The sequence below is a fragment of the Methylocystis sp. ATCC 49242 genome, from assembly GCF_000188155.2.
Lineage (GTDB): Bacteria > Pseudomonadota > Alphaproteobacteria > Rhizobiales > Beijerinckiaceae > Methylocystis.
In genome coordinates this window covers 3,606,187-3,623,500 of sequence record NZ_KE124774.1, presented here as the reverse complement: position 1 = coordinate 3,623,500, position 17,314 = coordinate 3,606,187, and the positions used below count along the sequence as shown (strand labels likewise).

Sequence of the window (17,314 nt, the reverse complement as noted above, 5' to 3'; positions counted from 1 at the left end):
CGCCGATTCACATGCTGGTCGCGGCCCACACCAATCGGTGGGCCGAGGACAGGTGTGGCGAGGGGCCGTTTTTTCCACGGTGACGTCGCCTTCTGCGATGGCGCGCGTGTGCGCTACCGCACATCCAGCCCCCCGCACTCCCGCTACTACTCCTTCATCGAACAGCAGATGGAGACGGTCATGTCGGCATATTTTGATTTTGAGGTCGCTCAGGAGACGGCGCGCAGACAATTTCGCATTTCGATTTTGGTGGTGGCCGCCATGGCGGTCGCAGCGTTCGTCTTGGGCTTTGCCTTGCCGATCAGTTCGGCGCAAAAGGCGACGCCGGTAGCGGATGGCGGCTTTTTTGCCGGTCGTCTGGTCGGCGTAAGTGAATAACCAGCGGTGACGGCTCTTTGATCCACGTCGGCTGCGCGGCAAAAGGAAACGGCCCGCCAATACTCATGGCGGGCCGTTCCTCTTGTCTTGCTCAAAACTCTGAAAGGTCAGGAAAGCCAGGAGATTTTCGCGCCGCCGCCGTAGCGTCGCGGGCATGATCACAATTCTTTCCGCCCTCCTTTCCCTGCTCTCGTTCCGTGTTCGCAGCCGCGCTTCACTGGAGCTTGAGCTTATCGCGCTGCGACATCAGGTGACCGTCCTGCGCCGGCAACGCGCCGGTCAGCTTCGGCTCTTCTCCGCCGACCGGCTGCTTTGGGTCTGGCTCTATCGAGTTTGGCCGCAGATCCTCAACGCCATGGTACTGGTCAAACCCGCAACCGTCGTCCAGTGGCATCGCAAAGGCTTTCAATTCTACTGGCGGCGGCGATCACGCCGCCTCGGACGGCCCCGGACGGGTGCCGAGATCCGCGATCTGATCCGCCAAATGAGCCTGGCCAACCCGCTGTGGGGCGCGCCTCGCATCCATGGCGAACTGCTCAAGCTCGGCATCGAGGTCAGCCAGGCCACGGTCGGGAGATATCTGCCGTGGCGGCCCAAAGCCCCCTCCCCTACCTGGCGTAGCTTTCTGCACAATCATTTCACCGACATTGCCGCGATCGAGATGTTCGTTGTTGCAACCGCGACGTTTCGTCTTCTCTATGCGCTGATGGTGCTCGGACACGACCGAAGAAGAGTCATCCATTTCGCGGTCACCCAAAATCCGACACAAGGCTGGCTGGCGCGGCAAATGACCGAGGCCTTTCCCTGGGACACCGCACCCCGCTATCTGCTGCGGGATCGCGACGCGTCATATGGTTCGGTCTTTCGTCATCGAGTTCGGGCGATGGGCATAAAAGAAGTTGTCACTGCGCCGCGGTCGCCTTGGCAGAACCCGTAAGTCGAGCGCTTCATCGGCTCGATGAGCTGCGAATGTTTGGATCACATTATCATCTTTAACGAACAGCACTTGCGCGACGTCCTGTTCCAGTATTTCGAATACCATCACAAGGCCCGAACGCATCTCTCGCTCAACGAGGATTGTCCACAGCCTCGCCACATCCAACCTCCCTCTCCCGGCAAGATTATTGCGTTCCCGGAGCTCGGCGGTCTGCATCATCGCTACGAACGTCGCGCCGCGTGAGCTTTTATGGCCACCGAACAGCGTGACCTGTCTCGGCGTGCGAAGGCCGTTCGTTTTATAACTCTATCGCTCGGATCCACCGGCGCTGAGAACCCACGCGTGGCGCCCAGATCGCAGCTTCCGCCAATGTTCTATTCGCCTCATCAAAAAAGCATCAGTCGCGATCTTCATCGGCAACCTACTTCCCTGATCGGATAGGTTTTTGCGTAGGGACAGCCGTAAAGTGGCGGCCTGATCCGCGCCTGCCATTCCCGAACGCGAAGCAGGAACGGCGCGGCGGCTCACGCACGGTCGCGCCGTTTCCCCTAATGGCTGACGTCCTCGCCGCTTATGGCCAAGCTAGGCCATGGTTCAGGGTCGGGCCCCGTCAACTTAATGTGCGCAATTCGCACCTAAAGCTAGAGACGAGCCGCAGCTCCCCCTTGCCAATGCCTGAGAGACGCTCGTCATCGGACGGCATGATCACGTCAACGACTGGGCAGCGGTCTTGCCTGACATGACGGGTACGACCCAGTCGTCAACGCGACAACAACGCCTCAGTGCGGTTGGTCCAACGGCTGGCGCCCTTTCGCCGCCAATCCGCTCCAGCGAAAAACGGGGTGGCGCAGTCGTCGAGGTTTGCGCCCGCGACGCATAATTCGCAAGCGCGCTGCATCTTTCAACATGTGCTCATGCGGGCGCCCAGGCTTTCTTCGACGCGAGCTTTTCGACCTGAGCGCCGGCGCGCAGTCGCGCAGGGCGATTTTCCAAGCCGTTCCAATAGCCTTCGAATTCGGGACGTTTGTCGATCGCGCCAAACCGCAGCCCAAAGCCGATCATCGATCCGACATAGACGTCGGCCGCTGTGAAAGCGTCGCCGGCGATATAGCGGCGCCCCGCCACGGCCTTGGCGAGCGTATCCATCACGGCCGCGTAGGAGCCATAGCCGAATCGGCCCCGCAACTCTGGCGTCGCCGGGTCCCAGCCGACGGAATGGTTGCTCATCGCCGGCTCGACGCAGCCGGCCGCGAAAAACAGCCAGCGATAATAGTCGCTTCGCGCCGGGGGCTGCGGCGCGAGGCCGGCCTCCGGGAAGGCATCGGCGAGATAGGCGCAGATCGCCGCCGTTTCGGTGACAACGACGTCGCCATGCTTGATCGCGGGCACCTTTCCCATGGGATTGATGGCGAGATAATCGGACGTCTTCATCGCGGTTCCGAAATCCCTGACCTCGATTGAATAGGGCGCGCCGATCTCCTCTAACATCCAATGCACGATCATGCCGCGCGACTGTGGATTGGTGTAGAAAACAAGCTCCTTCGCCATGGATTTTCCTTTCGGCTTTTTTGATGCGGAGCGACTGTAAGCAAGAACGCTGTCAGCTTCTGTCAGCATGGTTCGACGCCATTCGTTCACTAACGTCTGACGGCGGCGCGGCGGCCGCGCTTCCAGAATATGCGCCGTTTCGATTCGATCGGCGCGGAAATGACGGAAAGCCCCCCGCAGCTCGCACCAGCCAGCTAGAACGCGGGCGGACTCGAAAAAACCAAGCGCCACAGGCCAAATCACGCGTTCCGTTCGCGCGCCCCTTTCATCGCGATAGCCAATCACGAGCTTGCGTTCTTCACGCAAGGCCCGGCGCAACAGTTTCAATTCGACATATTGCGGCCGCTCCCAACCGAGGCCGACGATAAGAGCGTCGTCCTCCAGCCGAGATTTCCGCTCCGCCGGCAGAACCGCGGCTATTTTCGCAACGGCGCTGCGAGCGGCGTCGGACAATCCGTCATCCGTGCGCCGCGCCACCCATTTTGCGCCGAGCGCCAGCGCCTCGATCTCGTCCTCCGAAAACATCAGCGGCGGCAGCAGAAAGCCGGGCCGCAGCACATAGCCGACGCCCGGCTCGCCGTCGATCTCCGCCCCCATTGCCTGCAAGGCGGCTATGTCACGATAGAGCGTGCGCAGCGAAACGCCCGCCTCGCCCGCCAGCTCCGCCCCGCTCACAGGCCGTCGGCGGCGGCGAAGCATTTGCAGCAGTTCGAACAGTCGATGCGTGCGGGACATGCTGGCAGATTAGCATGTGATCCTGTCAAATTCTGGCAGCAGAAAAGATTCCATGTCTGACTCCCGCCGCCAGATTGGCCATGTTCGGGATTACGGCGGTTGCTTCTGATGCGAGGACGCCTCAATAGCGCCGGTTGCGCATTCCTGGAACAAGCTTCAAGTCGTTGCGCGCGGCCAATTTCTGGTACGTATCAGTCTCGATTCCATAGATGGCGACCTGTCCCCGCTCGTCATGGTGCAATCCCCAGCCGTACTGCTTCACCAGCGGCGAGGCGCGAAGACATGCTTGCGGCTTTGAGAAAAAAGCCGCGCGCGCGACATCTCGTCTGTGGGCCTCGATTCCGGTTCGCCGAGCAAAAACTTCGAAAAGCAGGTCGTCGCTGGTGAAGGAATAGGGTTCGCCTCGAAGTAGCGCGTATTGCATGCCCGCAACAGAGCTTCTGCTCGCCGGTTCGATTCCCGCGGTTGCGGGGCAGTCTGCCGATACCGAGATGAAGGCATTGTGATAGTTCGTGCTTTTCAATTGTCGACCGATCCCGCTTGCGTCTACCCTCGACCAACACATGCCTTATCGAGCCCGGCGACACCACCTGTGTGTGCCGAAAATCTTATCCACGTTGATGTGGCGACGAAGTCGGCTAAGCTGGCGAGATGATCGCGCTGATCCGCCTGCTGGTGGCCATTCTGGCGTCGCCCTTCAAGTCGAGAAGCCGACTTGAAGCGGAGAACGCAGCGCTCCGACAGCAATTGATCATCTTGCGGCGCAAGTTGGGCGGGCGCGCCAGGCTGACCAATACCGACCGCTGGTTTTTCGTCCAGCTGTATCGATGGTTCCCGTCGGTCCTCCGGGGCATCACGACCATCCGTCCCGAGACCTTGTTGCGCTGGCATCGGGCCGGCTTCCGTCGTTATTGGCGTTGGAAATCAAGGGGCCGCGTCGGGCGGCCGCAGGTTGGGGCGGAGTTGCGGGCGCTCTTACGACAAATGAGCGCCGAGAACCCGCTGTGGGGCGCGCCGCGCATTCACGGCGAACTACTGAAGCTCGGGTTTGAGGTTTCCCAGTCAACCGTCGCCAAATACATGGTCAGGCGGCGGGGACCGCCGAGCCAGGGATGGCGCGCCTTCCTCGCCAATCACGCCCCGCATCTCGCCGAGATGGATTTGTTCGTCATCCCGACCATCGGCTTCGATATGCTCTACGCCTTCGTAATTGTCCGGCTCGATCGTAGAGCCCTGGTCTGGATCGGCGTCACCCGGCATCCGACAGCGGAATGGGTTGCGCGTCAGATCACCGAGGCGTTCCCCTGGAGCGAGGCGCCGCGTTATCTCATTCGTGACCGGGACGGCGTCTTTGGCCCCATCGTCAGGCGTCGCTTGCGCGCCATGGGCATACGAGACAAGCCGATCGCGCCGGCCTCGCCCTGGCAGAATGCTTTCGCCGAACGATTGATCGGGTCGATCCGTCGCGAGTATCTCGACCACCTCATTGTCTTGGGCGAGGCACATCTGCGCCGGCTTCTGCGATCTTACGCAGATTATTACAATGAGGTCCGCACTCATCGGGCGTTAAACAAAGATGCGCCGATTTCTCGCGCCGTTCAGCGGATTGGAGCCATCAAATCTCGCAAAAGCCTCGGCGGACTTCATCACCATTACGTTCGGATGTAATTTTTGGCACACACAGCCGTGCGTTAGCTCTGCCCGACGAGCGGGACCAAGATTGGTAGCGTGTTTCATGCACCCTCGGCAAAGCTATGGCCCGAGCACGGATGTAGCGATAGGCTGCGCTTTAATTTGATCGACTTTCCAAAAAATAGATGCCGCTCCTCGGTCCCCCGGGGAGCGGCTAATATTCTGACGATTTGACCGTCAGAAATTATAGGCAGACGAGTCGGCGTGAGCGAGGATCAGTTCGGTTCCGACAGGTAACTTCAGCGAGTTTGCGGTAGTGATGCGAATATGGAGGCCGTTCACCCGAGTCGGCGCATTTGAGGTCGCCGGCGGAATGATCTGTTCGTTGAGGATCACATAGCCCAGGAGCGGCAACGCGATCTTCGTGTTTGGCTTAACGTTGATCGGCAAGTTGATCCCAAGAACCTTCAAACCTGTAAAGGCCGTGCCGTTCGTCGAGCGCGTGCGAACGCCGTTGACGATCTTCGTTTCGGCGACTGCGGTGATCGCGGCGACGCGAATCAGGCCATTCAACAGGTTGAGATTTTGCAATGTGGCCGTAGTCTTTGCAGTAGCGCCGGTCGCGGTAGGTCCGCCGATAGCCGTTGTATTGCCGGTTCCGAGCGACAAAACGCCTGCGACGTTGAGTGCTGTGACGCTATTGGTCAGGATTTTGCCGCCGGTGCCCTGACAACCGATTCCAGACGGAGCCGTCAGACCGATGCTGGTCTGCAGCAGGCTTCCGGCCGCAGCATTGACGTATGTCACCCATGAGGTCCCGGCGACGACAACACTTGTCGTCGTGTGAAAGAAGCCGCTCGCCGCGTGGCCGACAACGATCTGCGCGCCCACCGGGAGACCGAAGCTGTTGGCGAGCGTGACATTGATGGAGATCATTTCGACAACGATCGAACTGGCGGTCGTCCCGTTGCCGACTGTCACCGTCTTCTTAAGAGTCACATTGCCGATCCCTGGCAGACGGACGGTGGTGTTCGGTGCGACATTGACCGCGACTGGAACGCCCGCAATTTTGAGGTTGGCGAAGGTCGAACCATCGGCATCACTGATGACGGCCGAGTCAGTTGCAGTCGTGTTGGCTACCGCTATGAGGGCATCGGCCGTGATCAGGCCGTTGAGCAGGTTTAGCGCTTGGATTGTGGAACTATTCCTCACGATCTTCGCAGTTGTAGTTTCGGCCGTATGCACCGTGCTGATGGCAGTGGCCCCATTGAGAATGTTGCCACCCACGCCCGCTGTGAGCGAGTTCACGCTGCTGCTCAGCGTATCGCCGTTCGTACCCGTGCACGGGCAAGGAATAAAGGCGGTGTTGCCCAAGGCGACGCCGATCGGACCTACCTTGATATTGGAGTTCGTGGCGAAAGCATTGCCCTGATATGTGCCGTTCGGCAATGCGAGCGCGACGCCGGGCGAAGACAACTCGGCTAGGACGCTTGCCATGACGACTACAAACAGTGGGAAGGGTCGTCTGCGGAGAATTTCAGTAAGGCAAGTTACTGCCGCTTCGAGTTTTCGCAACATCATACGTTTCTTTCTTCGTTTAATGCTAAGCGGGGACGATGGACACCCCGCCACAAAACAATGTTTACAATCAAGAGGCGTCGATTGGTATGTGCTGCAACGCAAATAATTGTGAATGTCGGCGCGACATAATAGCAATCTTGACCTTTGCAATTTTGACTGCGCGAATGTCGCGTCCTTCCGGCTCTATTTCCGATGTCCACTCAGCCTACGCCTCATCGCAGGAGAGCTGGCCTCGCAAATTCGGACAGTGACATAAGTGGATTTTCTGCCTGACGCCGGCGAGGATTCTCGCCGCGAATTAGGTGTATTCGTTCACGAAGAGACCGCGCCGCAACCATCCAGCGGCGTCCAAGGCGAAGGTGGCTTTGGCGGCCGTGAGGGCGATAAGACGCTGGCCGAACTTGCGCGGCGGTTCGACGTGCATCCGAACCAGATCACAACGTGGAAGAGCCAGCTTTTGGAAGGCGCGGCGAGCGTGCTCGAGCAGGGGAAGACGGAGCCAAAAGAGGCAGCCGTGGATTTGAAGATGCTTCACGCCAAGATGGCGAACTGGCACTGCGAGGCATGGAACAAGGTCGTCGAGCAGCCCTGGCGCATCATGTCCATCGCATTACGCGAATAGATGTATGGATTATAATGAACACGAGTTGGTATAACTTTGGCGGCGATCGACGCGACAATTCCGAGCCAACGAAAATGGAAAGCAAGCACATCACGCTTTGTGGAGAAATTGCTGCAATTCTATACGAACACGGGAACAAATGGATGACGGCTGATGAAATCGCAGCGGCCGTCAATGAGAAAGGGCGATGCTATCATCGGAATGGTGGCGCAGTAACCGTGTTTCAGGTTCGCCGGCAAACGCGAAATTATGCAAACATCTTTGAGCGACAGGGATGCAGCGCGCGTCTCCGACACACCGTAAGGTGACCGGAGGCAGCCGAAATCGTATGCAAAGGCGGCCGGTGACGACCGATGGCGGGACAGGCGTGCGATTCAAAAAGATAGAGCCCAGCGTGGAGCCGGGCTCAAGTTATACTTGGGAGGGAATGTGTCCCTGCAGAAATAGCTTCGCGCGCATCCCGGGGCCAATGCGACAGCTTGTCATGCGCGCAGTTGTCGCAGTCGGATTGCATCATTACCACCAAAGAAAAAGCCCGGCAGGGAGCCGGGCCAATAGGGACAAGCCAAGGGCAATGTGAGCCTACACGTGTTACTTCGGGTCCGCTCTCAAAGCGCGACGGATTGACGTCATGTTTGCGCCTACATGAACATTCCGATACCGCCTCCAATAATAGCTCCAATGATAGCGGATGAAATGTAGCCCACGGCTCCACTGGCCAATAATGCCCCGCCGATGCCGCCCAGTATGAGAGCGCCGACTACGGCGAAAGCGTATGCTTTCGGCGTGATTGCCAGATCTTGTTCAGCCATCTTAGCTTCCTCCTCTTTTTCCTCTTTCTAAAGTTAACCGTTGAGCTCTGCGCATGTGCAAGATAGTTACCCATGGAGAGCATGAGGGAACGAGAGTCTTATCGGAGTAGAAACGAAGACCGCAATCAAACGACGCCTTTTGCGTTAAGATAAGGACCATAGAGCTTGTCGATACTTGGAATGTGATTGTTCAACCAGCCGACGACAAACGCCGCGGTCTCACCTGTGATTTCCGCTTCGCCGGCATGAAATTTGTTCTGCAAATCAAGACAGGTCGCCACCAGCTTGTCGTGTTCGGCCTTGTGCGTAGTAGCCGCTGGATAGTCGTATTTGGCAAAATTTGCTTCCTCGGCGGCGAAATGCTTCGCGACATAATCAATCAGCGCATCCAACTGTTTTCCGATTGTCGTGCGGTCACCGGTCCCGACTGCGTCGCCCAGCGCATTGACCAGCCGGAATATTTCGCGATGCTCTTCATCATGGGCGCTGACGTTCGTGCCAAATTGTTCCTTTGTCCACGTCATAAGCGACATTGTGTTTCCTCCTCGAATGTCTCCGGACAAGAAGCAATGTACGTTGGGATTCCCGGAACCGTAGAGGTGCTCCGGAAACCCTCGCGGCGTGGTTTAGCCAATCATACCCGTCACATTGTGGAGCACGACAATGAACATCGCGCCGATTACGCCGACGACGGCGAGAGCTTTTAAGAGCTCCTTGTTGTTGTGCGCAGGCCGCATAGTTTCCTCCGATAGTAGATTGTTATGGCAGGCACGGAAAGCCTATGTCCGCCCTGGCGCGGGCTCAAGATGTAAAAACCGCGACAAATATTCGCATCGAAGATCGGAAAACGTATCAAAGTACGTATAATTACGCATTCGCGGTGATAACTTCTGTTCAGTCTTAGGAACAATGCACATTATTATAATATCGATTTATAATTATTATAATGCCAATCTATAATTATTCTAAAAGAATCGACAAACTGCGACAAATTGACTAATTGAAAGTACGCCATCGCTCGATGCTCTATCACGCCTCGTCACTCGTAACTCGACCTATCACAAGAGGAGCGGAGCTGATGGTTCGTGAGCCGATAATCAATGCCGTTATCGTCGCATCACTAGTCGCAATCTTAGGGAGTTCCTGGCTTTTCGTAATCAGTGGACCTTGAGCTGCCACCCTTCCTCGAAGGCGATTTCGTCAGAGTGTATAGCGCGGCTCCCAGCGCGGCGGAGGTTCCGGCATACCGCGATCTATGGTGTGCAAGGTCTTCCGAGTCGGGGCTACTATACCCAACCTGAAGAGATCATGCGGAATGCGATCTATGGACTTCGTACTTTATCTCGGCGCCATCAATGAACACCTTCTTGCCAGAGGGTTCCAGAAGCTAGATCGACGTCGTGCCAGAGAATATTTTAATAGCGGCCTTACTGCTGAACATGTTGAGAACATGGAGACTGTCGGCCAAGAACCAAAGAATTCAAGTGATGATGAGCGCGGTGAGGAATAACATCGTCAAAATTTGAGAATCGGCGTTCGCAATGGGCGATTTCGCGGTGACGGTAAAAACTCATATTGAGGGTCGCGTGATGGCCGCGGCCGTGTCGAATGTTCAAAGAAGTTTGCCGAGAGTTCGTCAGCCTCGACCCTGTCGGTTTCTCGCGTGGGTTCACCCGCGCTTAAAGTTAGACGCGCGGGAATTTGCCGACCTTATTTTTCGATAGCGCCTAGAGGGTGTTATGTACTTTGGTGATTGATTGTCTTAGTAGAATCGGATGTCTCCGATTCGCAAACCTTATCCGTCTGACGTCAGCGACGAAGAATGGTCGCTGGTTGCGCCTTATCTGACGCTCATGGACGAAGGCGCGCCGCAGCGTCAACATTCGCTGCGCGAGCTGTTCAACGGCCTGCGTTACGTGCTGCGCTACGGCATCGCCTGGCGCGCCATGCCCAACGATCTGCCGCCATGGTTCGCCGTGTATCAGCAATCGCAGCGCTGGCTGTCGGCGGGCGTGTTCGAGGCGCTTGCGCAGGATCTGCGCGCCCAGTTGCGCGTCGCTTCCGGGCGGGCGGCGGAGCCGACGGCGGCGATCATCGACAGCCGCACCTTGCGCTCGACCCCTGAGAGCGGCCCACGAGCGGGCTATGACGGCGCGAAGCGAAAGCGCGGCTCGAAGCTGCACATGGCAGTCGACACATTGGGCCATTTGCTGGCGTTGCATGTCACGCCGGCGAATGTCGATGACCGCGCCGAGGTCGGCAAGCTCATCGCAGCCGTGCAGGATGTGACAGGCGAAAGCGTCGAACTCGTTTATGTCGATCAGGGCTACACCGGCGAAAAGGCGTCCGAGGCCGCAAAGGCGCAGGGCGCCGAGCTTTGCGTCGTCAAACTCGCCGAGGCCAAAAAAGGCTTCGTGTTGCTGCCCAAGCGCTGGGTGGTCGAGCGTTCATTCGCCTGGGCGACGCGATGCAGGCGGCTCGTCAAAGACTACGAGCGCTATGCTCAGACCCTCGCAGGACTCCACGTCGTCGCCTTCGCATGTCTCATGCTCAAGCGCGCAGCAGATTTCATGATCCAAGGTGCATAACACCCTCTAGGTGCCCAGCAGACCAGGAACATAATCGGCGCGGTTGATCTTTCTGCCACCTCTTCGCCGCCGACCGCGCACAATGTCCGTCGCCGCGAAGCAGGTTGCGCGCTTCCAGCCAGCTCTCACGGAGTTGCCGCGGTAGCCGACGAAAATGGGCGCGACCCACGAGGCCCGAAGACGTCTTGCCGGGACCCACGATCTCCGCGACTGGGCTGCTCTTCTCGGTATCGTAGAGTTGGATCGACTGAATGCAGCGCCCGTCTCATGCTGGATGAACAGAGACTGCTGATGGCCAATAGCAACCTCGGGGTCTTGTGTGTGCCGAAAATCTCATCCGCGTTGATGTGGCGACGAAATCGGCTAAGCTGGCGGAATGATCGCGCTGATCCGCTTACTGGTGGCCATTCTGGCGTCGCCCTTCAAGTCGAGAAGCCGACTTGAAGCGGAGAACGCAGCGCTCCGACAGCAATTGATCATCTTGCGGCGCAAGTTGGGCGGGCGCGCCAGGCTGGCCAATACCGACCGCTGGTTTTTTGGTCCAGCTGTATCGATGGTTCCCGTCGGTCCTCGAAAGCCTTGCCATCATCCGTCCCGAGACCTTGCTGCGCTGGCATCGGGCTGGCTTCCGTCGTTATTGGCGTTGGAAATCAAGGGGCCGCGTCGGGCGGCCGCAGGTTGGGGCGGAGTTGCGGGCGCTCTTACGACAAATGAGCGCCGAGAACCCGCTGTGGGGCGCGCCGCGCATTCACGGCGAACTACTGAAGCTCGGGTTTGAGGTTTCTCAGTCAACCGTCGCCAAATACATGGTCAGGCGGCGGGGACCGCCGAGCCAGGGATGGCGCGCCTTTCTGCACAATCACGCCCCGCATATCGCTGCGATGGACTTGTTCGTCATCCCGACCATCGGCTTCGATTTGCTCTACGCCCTCGTAATTGTTCGGCTCGACCGTAGAGCCCTGGTCTGGATCGACGTCACCCGGCATCCGACAGCGGAATGGGTTGCGCGTCGGATCACCGAGGCGTTCCCCTGGAGCGAGGCGCCGCGTTATCTCATTCGTGACCGGGACGGCGTCTTTGTCCGCATCGTCAGGCGTCGCTTGCGTGCCATGGGCATACGAGACAAGCCGATCGCGCCGGCGTCGCCCTGGCAGAACGCCTTCGCCGAACGATCGATCGGATCGATCCGTCGCGAGTGTCTCGACCACGTCATTGTCTTGGGCGAGGCGCATCTGCAGCGGATCCTCAAATCTTATGCGGGCTATTACTATGAGGTCCGCACTCATCGGGCGTTGAACAAGGATGCGCTGGTCTCTCGCGCCGTTCAGCGGATTGGAGCCGTCAAATCTCGCGCGATCCTCGCCGGACTCCATCACCATTACGTCCGGATTTAATTTTTGGCACACACAGTCATATGGTTCGGATTTCGTCGTCGAGTTCGGGCAATGGGCATAAAAGAAGTTGTCACCGCGCCGCGGTCGCCTTGGCAGAACCCCTATGTCGAGCGCCTTATCGGTTTCGATCCGCGAATGTTTGAATCACCTCGTCATCTTGAACGAGCATCACTTGCACGACGTCTTATCGAAATATTTCGAATATCATCACAAGGCCAGAACGCATCTGTCGCTCAACAAGGATTGTCCACAACCTCGCCGCGTCCGGCCTCCCTCTGCAGGCATGATTATTGCGTTCCCGGAGGTCGGCGGTCTGCATCATCGCTACGAACGTCGCGCCGCGTGAGCTAATTGTGGCGACCGAACCGGCTGACCTGTTACGGCATCGGCGGCCGTTCGTTTTTACAACTCTATCGCTCGAATGCGACGGCGCTGAGAACCCACGCGTGACGCCCAGATCGCAGCTTCCCCCAAGCTATTCGACTCGTCAAAAAAGCATCCGTTGCGAACTTCATCGGCAAAACGATTCCCGGACCGGATAGATTTTTTGAGCACGGACAGGATGCGGAGACGCGCGAAATTGAGCTGTGCGATTACGCACGCAGATTATTGCGGATTATGTTAATGGTCTTACATCGGAGCGATATTGTTCCATCTGACTAAATTAATAGGAGCTTTTAGTGTCGAATCGGATATCTGCCCCGGCCGCCGCCGGCATTCTCTATCTCGGCATTTGCCTGACTGCAATCCAAGCGCAAGCAGGGCCTTTGTCGTTTGTCTCCAGCAAAGGCGCAAACAGTGGCAACTGCGCCTCTGCGGCAACGGCATGTCTAACGTTCCAATATGCTTTGAGTCAAACCGCCGCCGGCGGCGAAATCAAGGCGCTCGATCCGGGAAACTACGGCTGGGTGATCATCAATAAATCGATCACGATAACCGGAGTTGATGGTGCCGGCATCGTGCGCGGCAGCCCTGGCGATGCAGTTACGATTAACGCCGGGGCGGAAGCTGTGATTAACCTCACCGGCCTTACACTAGACGGTTTCAACAAGACAGCGGCAGTAGGTATCAGACTGAACAGCGGCGGCAAGCTAACTATCGCGAATTGCGTAATTCGACGTTTCGGCGGCGATGGAGTTCGTTTGCAGCCGACGAATAATAGCAGGTTTGCGATCGTCGACACGATTTCAGCCGACAACGGCGGCAGCGGAATTAGCGTCCAACCGGGGACCGCTGCTCAAGTTGGCGGAACGGTCGAAGGCGGAACACTCGCGAACAATCTATTCGGTATGAATCTCATCGGACCAGCGGGAGCGGAGGCGACGGTTGCGGTCGTCAACACGATCGCCGCCAACAACGCAAACGTCGGCTTTCGGGCAGGCGGTACAAGCCCTGGCTACTTTGCAATCTTGACCCTACGCAACGTGACGGTAAGCGGTGGATCCCGCTTCAGCAACTCGATCGGGGTTAAGGCCGACGCGTTTGGCGCCATCATGCTGGCTCACTCAAGCGTTTCCGGCAATGCAACTGGAGTTGCCAAGGCTGGCAACGGCAACATTCTGACTTATGGCGACAACAATATCGACCTGAACCTTAACGACAATTTTGGCATAATGATCGGCGGCACAATGCATTAATTGCAGGTTCGGCACCGTCAACTTAACGGCTGGAACGCGCACCGAAACCGCGAGGCGCGTCTCAGGGATCATGCAGCCTTGGCCGCTCCCGTGATCTCGCGCCATGCGGTGATCGCCTTCGCGCGATGAGCGCGGCGGGCGTTTGCCGTCTGATGTTCTGGGCGGGGAAGACGGAAGAGATTGGCGAGCTGATCGTGAATGGACAAGAAGCGCTGTGCTTGTCGCGCCGATTTGAACCGCTTCATTATCCTCTCTCGTCGCCGCGTCGGTTGATGCGTAGCCGTCCGGCGTAGGCCGCAGGCGCTGCGTGCGGGATGATTGGCGGGTCGATCTGCCAATTTATACGGGATGCAGGAGTCTGTCGGATTTTAGAGTTTCGATGGCCTTGTGTAGATTTAGGCCGCGATAGACTCGGAACCACTCGCCGGTGTGGCGACGCCACTGAATGTCGAAGCGGTCGGGGCTGATCCAATCGAGGCGAGCGAAGGGCGCATCGAACTCTTCGCCCTGATTGTCGGGGAAGCCGGAACGGTAACGTTGGATGAGGCGATATTTGGCGCCGTGCCATTTGCCGAGAATATCGACCGGATAGTTGAACTCGGTCGGTTGGATCGAAGGCAGGAAGCGAGGCTTCAGGAAGTCATTGATCAACAGCTCGCAGGCGGCGGTGACGCGCGCTTTTTCGGCCTCGGAGAATGCGGCGTTCGGCTTAAGCAGCTTGCGCATGGCTCATATGCGCCTTCCGCCAATTCCATGGCAGCAGTTCATCGAGCCGATGCGCGGGGTGCGCGGCGATGCGGGCGAGGACGTCGGCGAGCCAGGTCTGTGGATCGACGCCGTTCATCTTCGCCGTGACGATGAGGCTGTACATCGCCGCGGCGCGTTGACCGCCGCGATCAGATCCGCAGAACAACCATGACTTTCTTCCCAAAGCGATGCCGCGCAGGCCGCGCTCGGCGGCATTGTTGGACAAGCAGACGCGCCCATCGTCGAGGAACAGCGTGAAGGCCGGCCAGCGCTTCAGCATGTAATGGATCGCCTTGGCGAGATCGTGCCCGCGCGAGAGTTTGGCGAGTTGTTCGCGCAGATAGCTTTCCAGCGCGTCGACGAGCGGGCGGCTCGACGCCTGTCGAACGACGAGGCGTTCCTCCGCGCTCTTGCCTTTGATCGACCGCTCGATCGCAAACAGCGCGTCGATCCGACGAACGACCTCGATCGCGATCGGCGACAGCGGTATCTCCTTCTTGCCCGAAGCCTTGCGCCGCGCATTCTCGTCGATGTCCGCCATTGCGAAGAACGGGCGCCTCGCATGGACCCAGCACGCGGCCTCGCGGATCGGGCCGGGCGCGCGCCCTGCCAGATAGAGCTTGCCGTAGCCGTCATAGGCGTCGGCTTGCAGGATGCCGGACCAGTTCGCCAGATGGCCCTGTGGATGTTCGCCGCGCCGATCGCGCGAGTAATAGAACATCGCCGCCGGCGGCCCGGCGCCGCCGAAGGGCGCGTCGTCGCGCACATAGACCCAGCAGCGACCTGTGTCGGTCTTGCCCTTGGCCAGCACAGGAACCGTGGGGCGAGTAGACCGAGGGGTTTTCACCCTCGGCCTCTCCCAGAACCGGGCGTGAGACTCTCGCCTCACCCGGCTCCCATCAGGCCAGCCTGCCACTTGCGCCGAGTCGCCAATGCACGAACAATCGGGGGTTTTCGCACGCGATCTTTTCGAGAAAAGCACGGGCGCGGCCCAATCGGTGGTGGAAGCGCTTGAACTTGCGCTTGATCCAGACGGCAAGCGTCTGATCGATATAACGAACCAGGGGATAGAGCGCCGAACGCGTGTATTGCCCATAGTAAGCGATCCAGCCCCGAGTGATCGGGTTCAGCTCGCGAGCGATATCGTCCAGCGTCACCTGTGTTCGTTTGCGCAACTTCAAACCTCGGATCGTGGATCGCATCGCGTTCAGCGCAGGCTTGCTCACCGCTGGCGTGAACCCACAGAACAGAGTCTGCGAGCGTGGGCCTCTCACGGTTCGCGGCCTAAAGCAGTAGCCGAGAAAGTCAAAGGCGACATTCTCGAAATTGGCTTTTCGCCGATCATCCTTGCAATAGACGATCTTCGTCTTCGTGGGATGTAGCTCCAAGCGGCACTCCGCCATCCGAGACGCCAGCGCTTCCCATACGATCCGTGCCTCCCTCTCGGACCGGCAGTGCACCAGCCCGTCATCTGCATACCGACACCACCTCAGGTGCGGGAACGTCCGCGCCATCCAGAGATCAAACGTGTAGTGCATGAAGAGGTTAGCCAAGACCGGGCTGACGACGCCTCCTTGCGGAGTGCCGCGCGTTCGCTCAATCAATGTTCCATCCTCTTGCATCATCGGGGCCGTCAACCATCGTTCGATGTAGAGCAGCGCCCAAGGGCACGCGACGTGTTTCCGGACAGCCCGCATCAACAGCGTGTGATCGATATTGTCGAACAGACCTTTGATGTCGAACTCTAGAACCCAATCGAATTTCCAGCATCGCTCGCGCGTGACACCGACAGCATCAAGCGCCGATTTGTCGGGCCGATAGCCGTAGGAATCCGCTAGAAAGATCGCGTCCAGAGCCGGCTCAATGATCTCCTTGACAACCGTTTGCGCCACGCGGTCGGCTACGGTCGGGACTCCAAGGATTCTCTGCCCTCCACTCTTCTTGGGAATGGAAACAGCACGCACTGGCGGCGGGAAGTATGCGCCAGAGCTCATTCGATTCCAGATTTTGTAGAGGTTGCCCTTCAAATCCTTCTCGAACTGCTCGATCGTCACGCCATCGACGCCGCCCGCGCCCTCCTTGGACCGCACCTCCAGATATGCTTCGTATACTTGATGCTTGTCGACCAAGAACGGCTTGCTTGGCGGGTTCATCGACGTCCTCCTGTCGCCAGTTGCGTCAACGATCCGCCGACCTGATCCGACCCCTTTGCTCCGGCCCCGTTACGGGCGTTCATCGCTACTACGAGCCGGTCCGTCCCAGCGCTCCGCGTCGGTACTCTCGCCTCGCGGTTTTCTCCGCTTGTGCTTCTCCCTTTGCATCGGAGCGGCTGGTTCCTGCAGTTCCACGGCAACGCCTGCATCCGCTTCACGCCCCCTCAACGCCGGTCGTCGCTCGCCCAGTCATCAGGCATCCGGCGAGCTGATCCCAGAGGGACGACACACCCCTGGTTTTGACGACGCCTTCCACGTCACGACGCTTCATCGGTGGGTTCATTTTCATTCGTCTCTCGGACGCATACCTGTTCAAGGTGCTCCTTGAACTTTGGCTCCAACGCTCACGACCACGCCTCTTTAACGCAGCCGCTTGGAGTGGTTTGAGACCCGCTCCTGAAAGCCGATCCCGAGGGGCCGTCCCTCATCGTTACCGCAGCTTCAGCGCACAGAAGTTCAGACCATGACGATCATCCTTTCTGCGTGCCTC

15 protein-coding genes and 3 pseudogenes are annotated in these 17,314 nt (G+C 58.5%); 9 read left to right on the top strand and 9 right to left on the bottom strand.

What is annotated here, in order from left to right; genetic code table 11:
- Positions 1-108 precede the first annotated feature (108 nt).
- The 3 genes from MET49242_RS19845 to MET49242_RS25905 all read left to right on the top strand — a co-directional run bounded on the left by MET49242_RS19845 (position 109) and on the right by MET49242_RS25905 (position 1,558).
- Complete coding sequence (locus MET49242_RS19845; RefSeq protein ID WP_244430860.1) at positions 109-378, top strand: hypothetical protein; 270 nt, start codon at positions 109-111, stop codon at positions 376-378.
- Between the two features lie 154 nt (positions 379-532).
- The gene (locus MET49242_RS23580) at positions 533-1,315 is read left to right on the top strand and encodes a helix-turn-helix domain-containing protein (RefSeq protein WP_202804171.1); all 783 of its coding nucleotides are present in this window, start codon (positions 533-535) and stop codon (positions 1,313-1,315) included.
- Positions 1,316-1,384: 69 nt separating this feature from the next.
- Complete coding sequence (locus MET49242_RS25905) at positions 1,385-1,558, top strand: hypothetical protein (protein ID WP_202804170.1); 174 nt, start codon at positions 1,385-1,387, stop codon at positions 1,556-1,558.
- Positions 1,559-2,227: 669 nt separating this feature from the next.
- Here the strand turns inward: MET49242_RS25905 and MET49242_RS19835 are convergent.
- Positions 2,228-3,598: an HTH domain-containing protein gene (locus MET49242_RS19835; protein WP_036285568.1), complete on the bottom strand. Its 1,371-nt coding sequence runs from the start codon at positions 3,596-3,598 to the stop codon at positions 2,228-2,230.
- A 121-nt stretch (positions 3,599-3,719) separates the two neighbouring features.
- Positions 3,720-4,121 (bottom strand): DUF6157 family protein, encoded by a 402-nt coding sequence (locus tag MET49242_RS19830; RefSeq protein WP_036285565.1) that lies wholly within the window; start codon positions 4,119-4,121, stop codon positions 3,720-3,722.
- A gap of 128 nt (positions 4,122-4,249) precedes the next feature.
- Between MET49242_RS19830 and MET49242_RS26285 the strand changes: the two genes are divergently transcribed.
- Entirely contained in the window at positions 4,250-5,266 is a 1,017-nt protein-coding gene (locus MET49242_RS26285) for an integrase core domain-containing protein (RefSeq protein ID WP_036285563.1), read from the top strand.
- A gap of 201 nt (positions 5,267-5,467) precedes the next feature.
- Here the strand turns inward: MET49242_RS26285 and MET49242_RS19820 are convergent, their stop codons facing one another.
- Positions 5,468-6,727: a choice-of-anchor P family protein gene (locus tag MET49242_RS19820; RefSeq protein ID WP_036285561.1), complete on the bottom strand. Its 1,260-nt coding sequence runs from the start codon at positions 6,725-6,727 to the stop codon at positions 5,468-5,470.
- 386 nt (positions 6,728-7,113) lie between these two features.
- Here MET49242_RS19820 and MET49242_RS25290 point away from each other — a divergent pair.
- Positions 7,114-7,355 (top strand): annotated as a pseudogene (locus tag MET49242_RS25290) (transposase); the annotation flags it as partial.
- A 719-nt stretch (positions 7,356-8,074) separates the two neighbouring features.
- On the opposite strand, the gene MET49242_RS25640 reads toward MET49242_RS25290, so the two are convergent.
- Positions 8,075-8,245, bottom strand: coding sequence for a hypothetical protein (locus tag MET49242_RS25640; protein ID WP_158497339.1), 171 nt, complete (start codon positions 8,243-8,245; stop codon positions 8,075-8,077).
- A gap of 125 nt (positions 8,246-8,370) precedes the next feature.
- Positions 8,371-8,778, bottom strand: coding sequence for a bacteriohemerythrin (locus MET49242_RS19810; protein ID WP_036285559.1), 408 nt, complete (start codon positions 8,776-8,778; stop codon positions 8,371-8,373).
- Between the two features lie 791 nt (positions 8,779-9,569).
- Here MET49242_RS19810 and MET49242_RS25285 point away from each other — a divergent pair.
- From MET49242_RS25285 to MET49242_RS19790, 4 genes are all read left to right on the top strand, one after another.
- Entirely contained in the window at positions 9,570-9,755 is a 186-nt protein-coding gene (locus MET49242_RS25285; protein ID WP_144259715.1) for a hypothetical protein, read from the top strand.
- 265 nt (positions 9,756-10,020) lie between these two features.
- A complete protein-coding gene (locus MET49242_RS19805) occupies positions 10,021-10,833 on the top strand; it encodes an IS5 family transposase (RefSeq protein WP_036279258.1) in 813 nt (270 codons plus the stop codon).
- Positions 10,834-11,543: 710 nt separating this feature from the next.
- Positions 11,544-12,227 (top strand): integrase core domain-containing protein, encoded by a 684-nt coding sequence (locus tag MET49242_RS25895; RefSeq protein WP_244430859.1) that lies wholly within the window; start codon positions 11,544-11,546, stop codon positions 12,225-12,227.
- A 680-nt stretch (positions 12,228-12,907) separates the two neighbouring features.
- The gene (locus MET49242_RS19790) at positions 12,908-13,864 is read left to right on the top strand and encodes a right-handed parallel beta-helix repeat-containing protein (RefSeq protein ID WP_036285557.1); all 957 of its coding nucleotides are present in this window, start codon (positions 12,908-12,910) and stop codon (positions 13,862-13,864) included.
- A 68-nt stretch (positions 13,865-13,932) separates the two neighbouring features.
- Here MET49242_RS19790 and MET49242_RS26280 read toward each other — a convergent pair.
- The 4 genes and pseudogenes from MET49242_RS26280 to ltrA form a co-directional block, all read right to left on the bottom strand.
- Positions 13,933-14,181 (bottom strand): annotated as a pseudogene (locus MET49242_RS26280) (IS6 family transposase); the annotation flags it as partial.
- Between the two features lie 22 nt (positions 14,182-14,203).
- On the bottom strand, positions 14,204-14,590 hold the full coding sequence (locus tag MET49242_RS19785; protein ID WP_051134342.1) for a hypothetical protein: 387 nt from the start codon (positions 14,588-14,590) through the stop codon (positions 14,204-14,206).
- Positions 14,574-15,431, bottom strand: a pseudogene (locus MET49242_RS19780) (IS66 family transposase); the annotation flags it as partial. The pseudogene MET49242_RS19780 and the gene MET49242_RS19785, both read right to left, overlap by 17 nt.
- A 79-nt stretch (positions 15,432-15,510) precedes the next feature.
- Positions 15,511-16,764, bottom strand: coding sequence for a group II intron reverse transcriptase/maturase (ltrA, locus tag MET49242_RS19775; RefSeq protein ID WP_036285555.1), 1,254 nt, complete (start codon positions 16,762-16,764; stop codon positions 15,511-15,513).
- Positions 16,765-17,314: the final 550 nt, after the last annotated feature.

Coding starts and splice junctions, on each gene's coding strand:
- MET49242_RS23580 (WP_202804171.1), top strand. CDS start 533: ATGATCACAATTCTTTCCGCCCTCCTTTCCCTGCTCTCGTTCCGTGTT.
- MET49242_RS19835 (WP_036285568.1), bottom strand. CDS start 3,598: ATGTCCCGCACGCATCGACTGTTCGAACTGCTGCAAATGCTTCGCCGC.
- MET49242_RS26285 (WP_036285563.1), top strand. CDS start 4,250: ATGATCGCGCTGATCCGCCTGCTGGTGGCCATTCTGGCGTCGCCCTTC.
- MET49242_RS19820 (WP_036285561.1), bottom strand. CDS start 6,727: ATGGCAAGCGTCCTAGCCGAGTTGTCTTCGCCCGGCGTCGCGCTCGCA.
- MET49242_RS25640 (WP_158497339.1), bottom strand. CDS start 8,245: ATGGCTGAACAAGATCTGGCAATCACGCCGAAAGCATACGCTTTCGCC.
- MET49242_RS19810 (WP_036285559.1), bottom strand. CDS start 8,778: ATGTCGCTTATGACGTGGACAAAGGAACAATTTGGCACGAACGTCAGC.
- MET49242_RS25285 (WP_144259715.1), top strand. CDS start 9,570: ATGGACTTCGTACTTTATCTCGGCGCCATCAATGAACACCTTCTTGCC.
- MET49242_RS19805 (WP_036279258.1), top strand. CDS start 10,021: ATGTCTCCGATTCGCAAACCTTATCCGTCTGACGTCAGCGACGAAGAA.
- MET49242_RS25895 (WP_244430859.1), top strand. CDS start 11,544: ATGAGCGCCGAGAACCCGCTGTGGGGCGCGCCGCGCATTCACGGCGAA.
- MET49242_RS19785 (WP_051134342.1), bottom strand. CDS start 14,590: ATGCGCAAGCTGCTTAAGCCGAACGCCGCATTCTCCGAGGCCGAAAAA.
- ltrA (WP_036285555.1), bottom strand. CDS start 16,764: ATGAACCCGCCAAGCAAGCCGTTCTTGGTCGACAAGCATCAAGTATAC.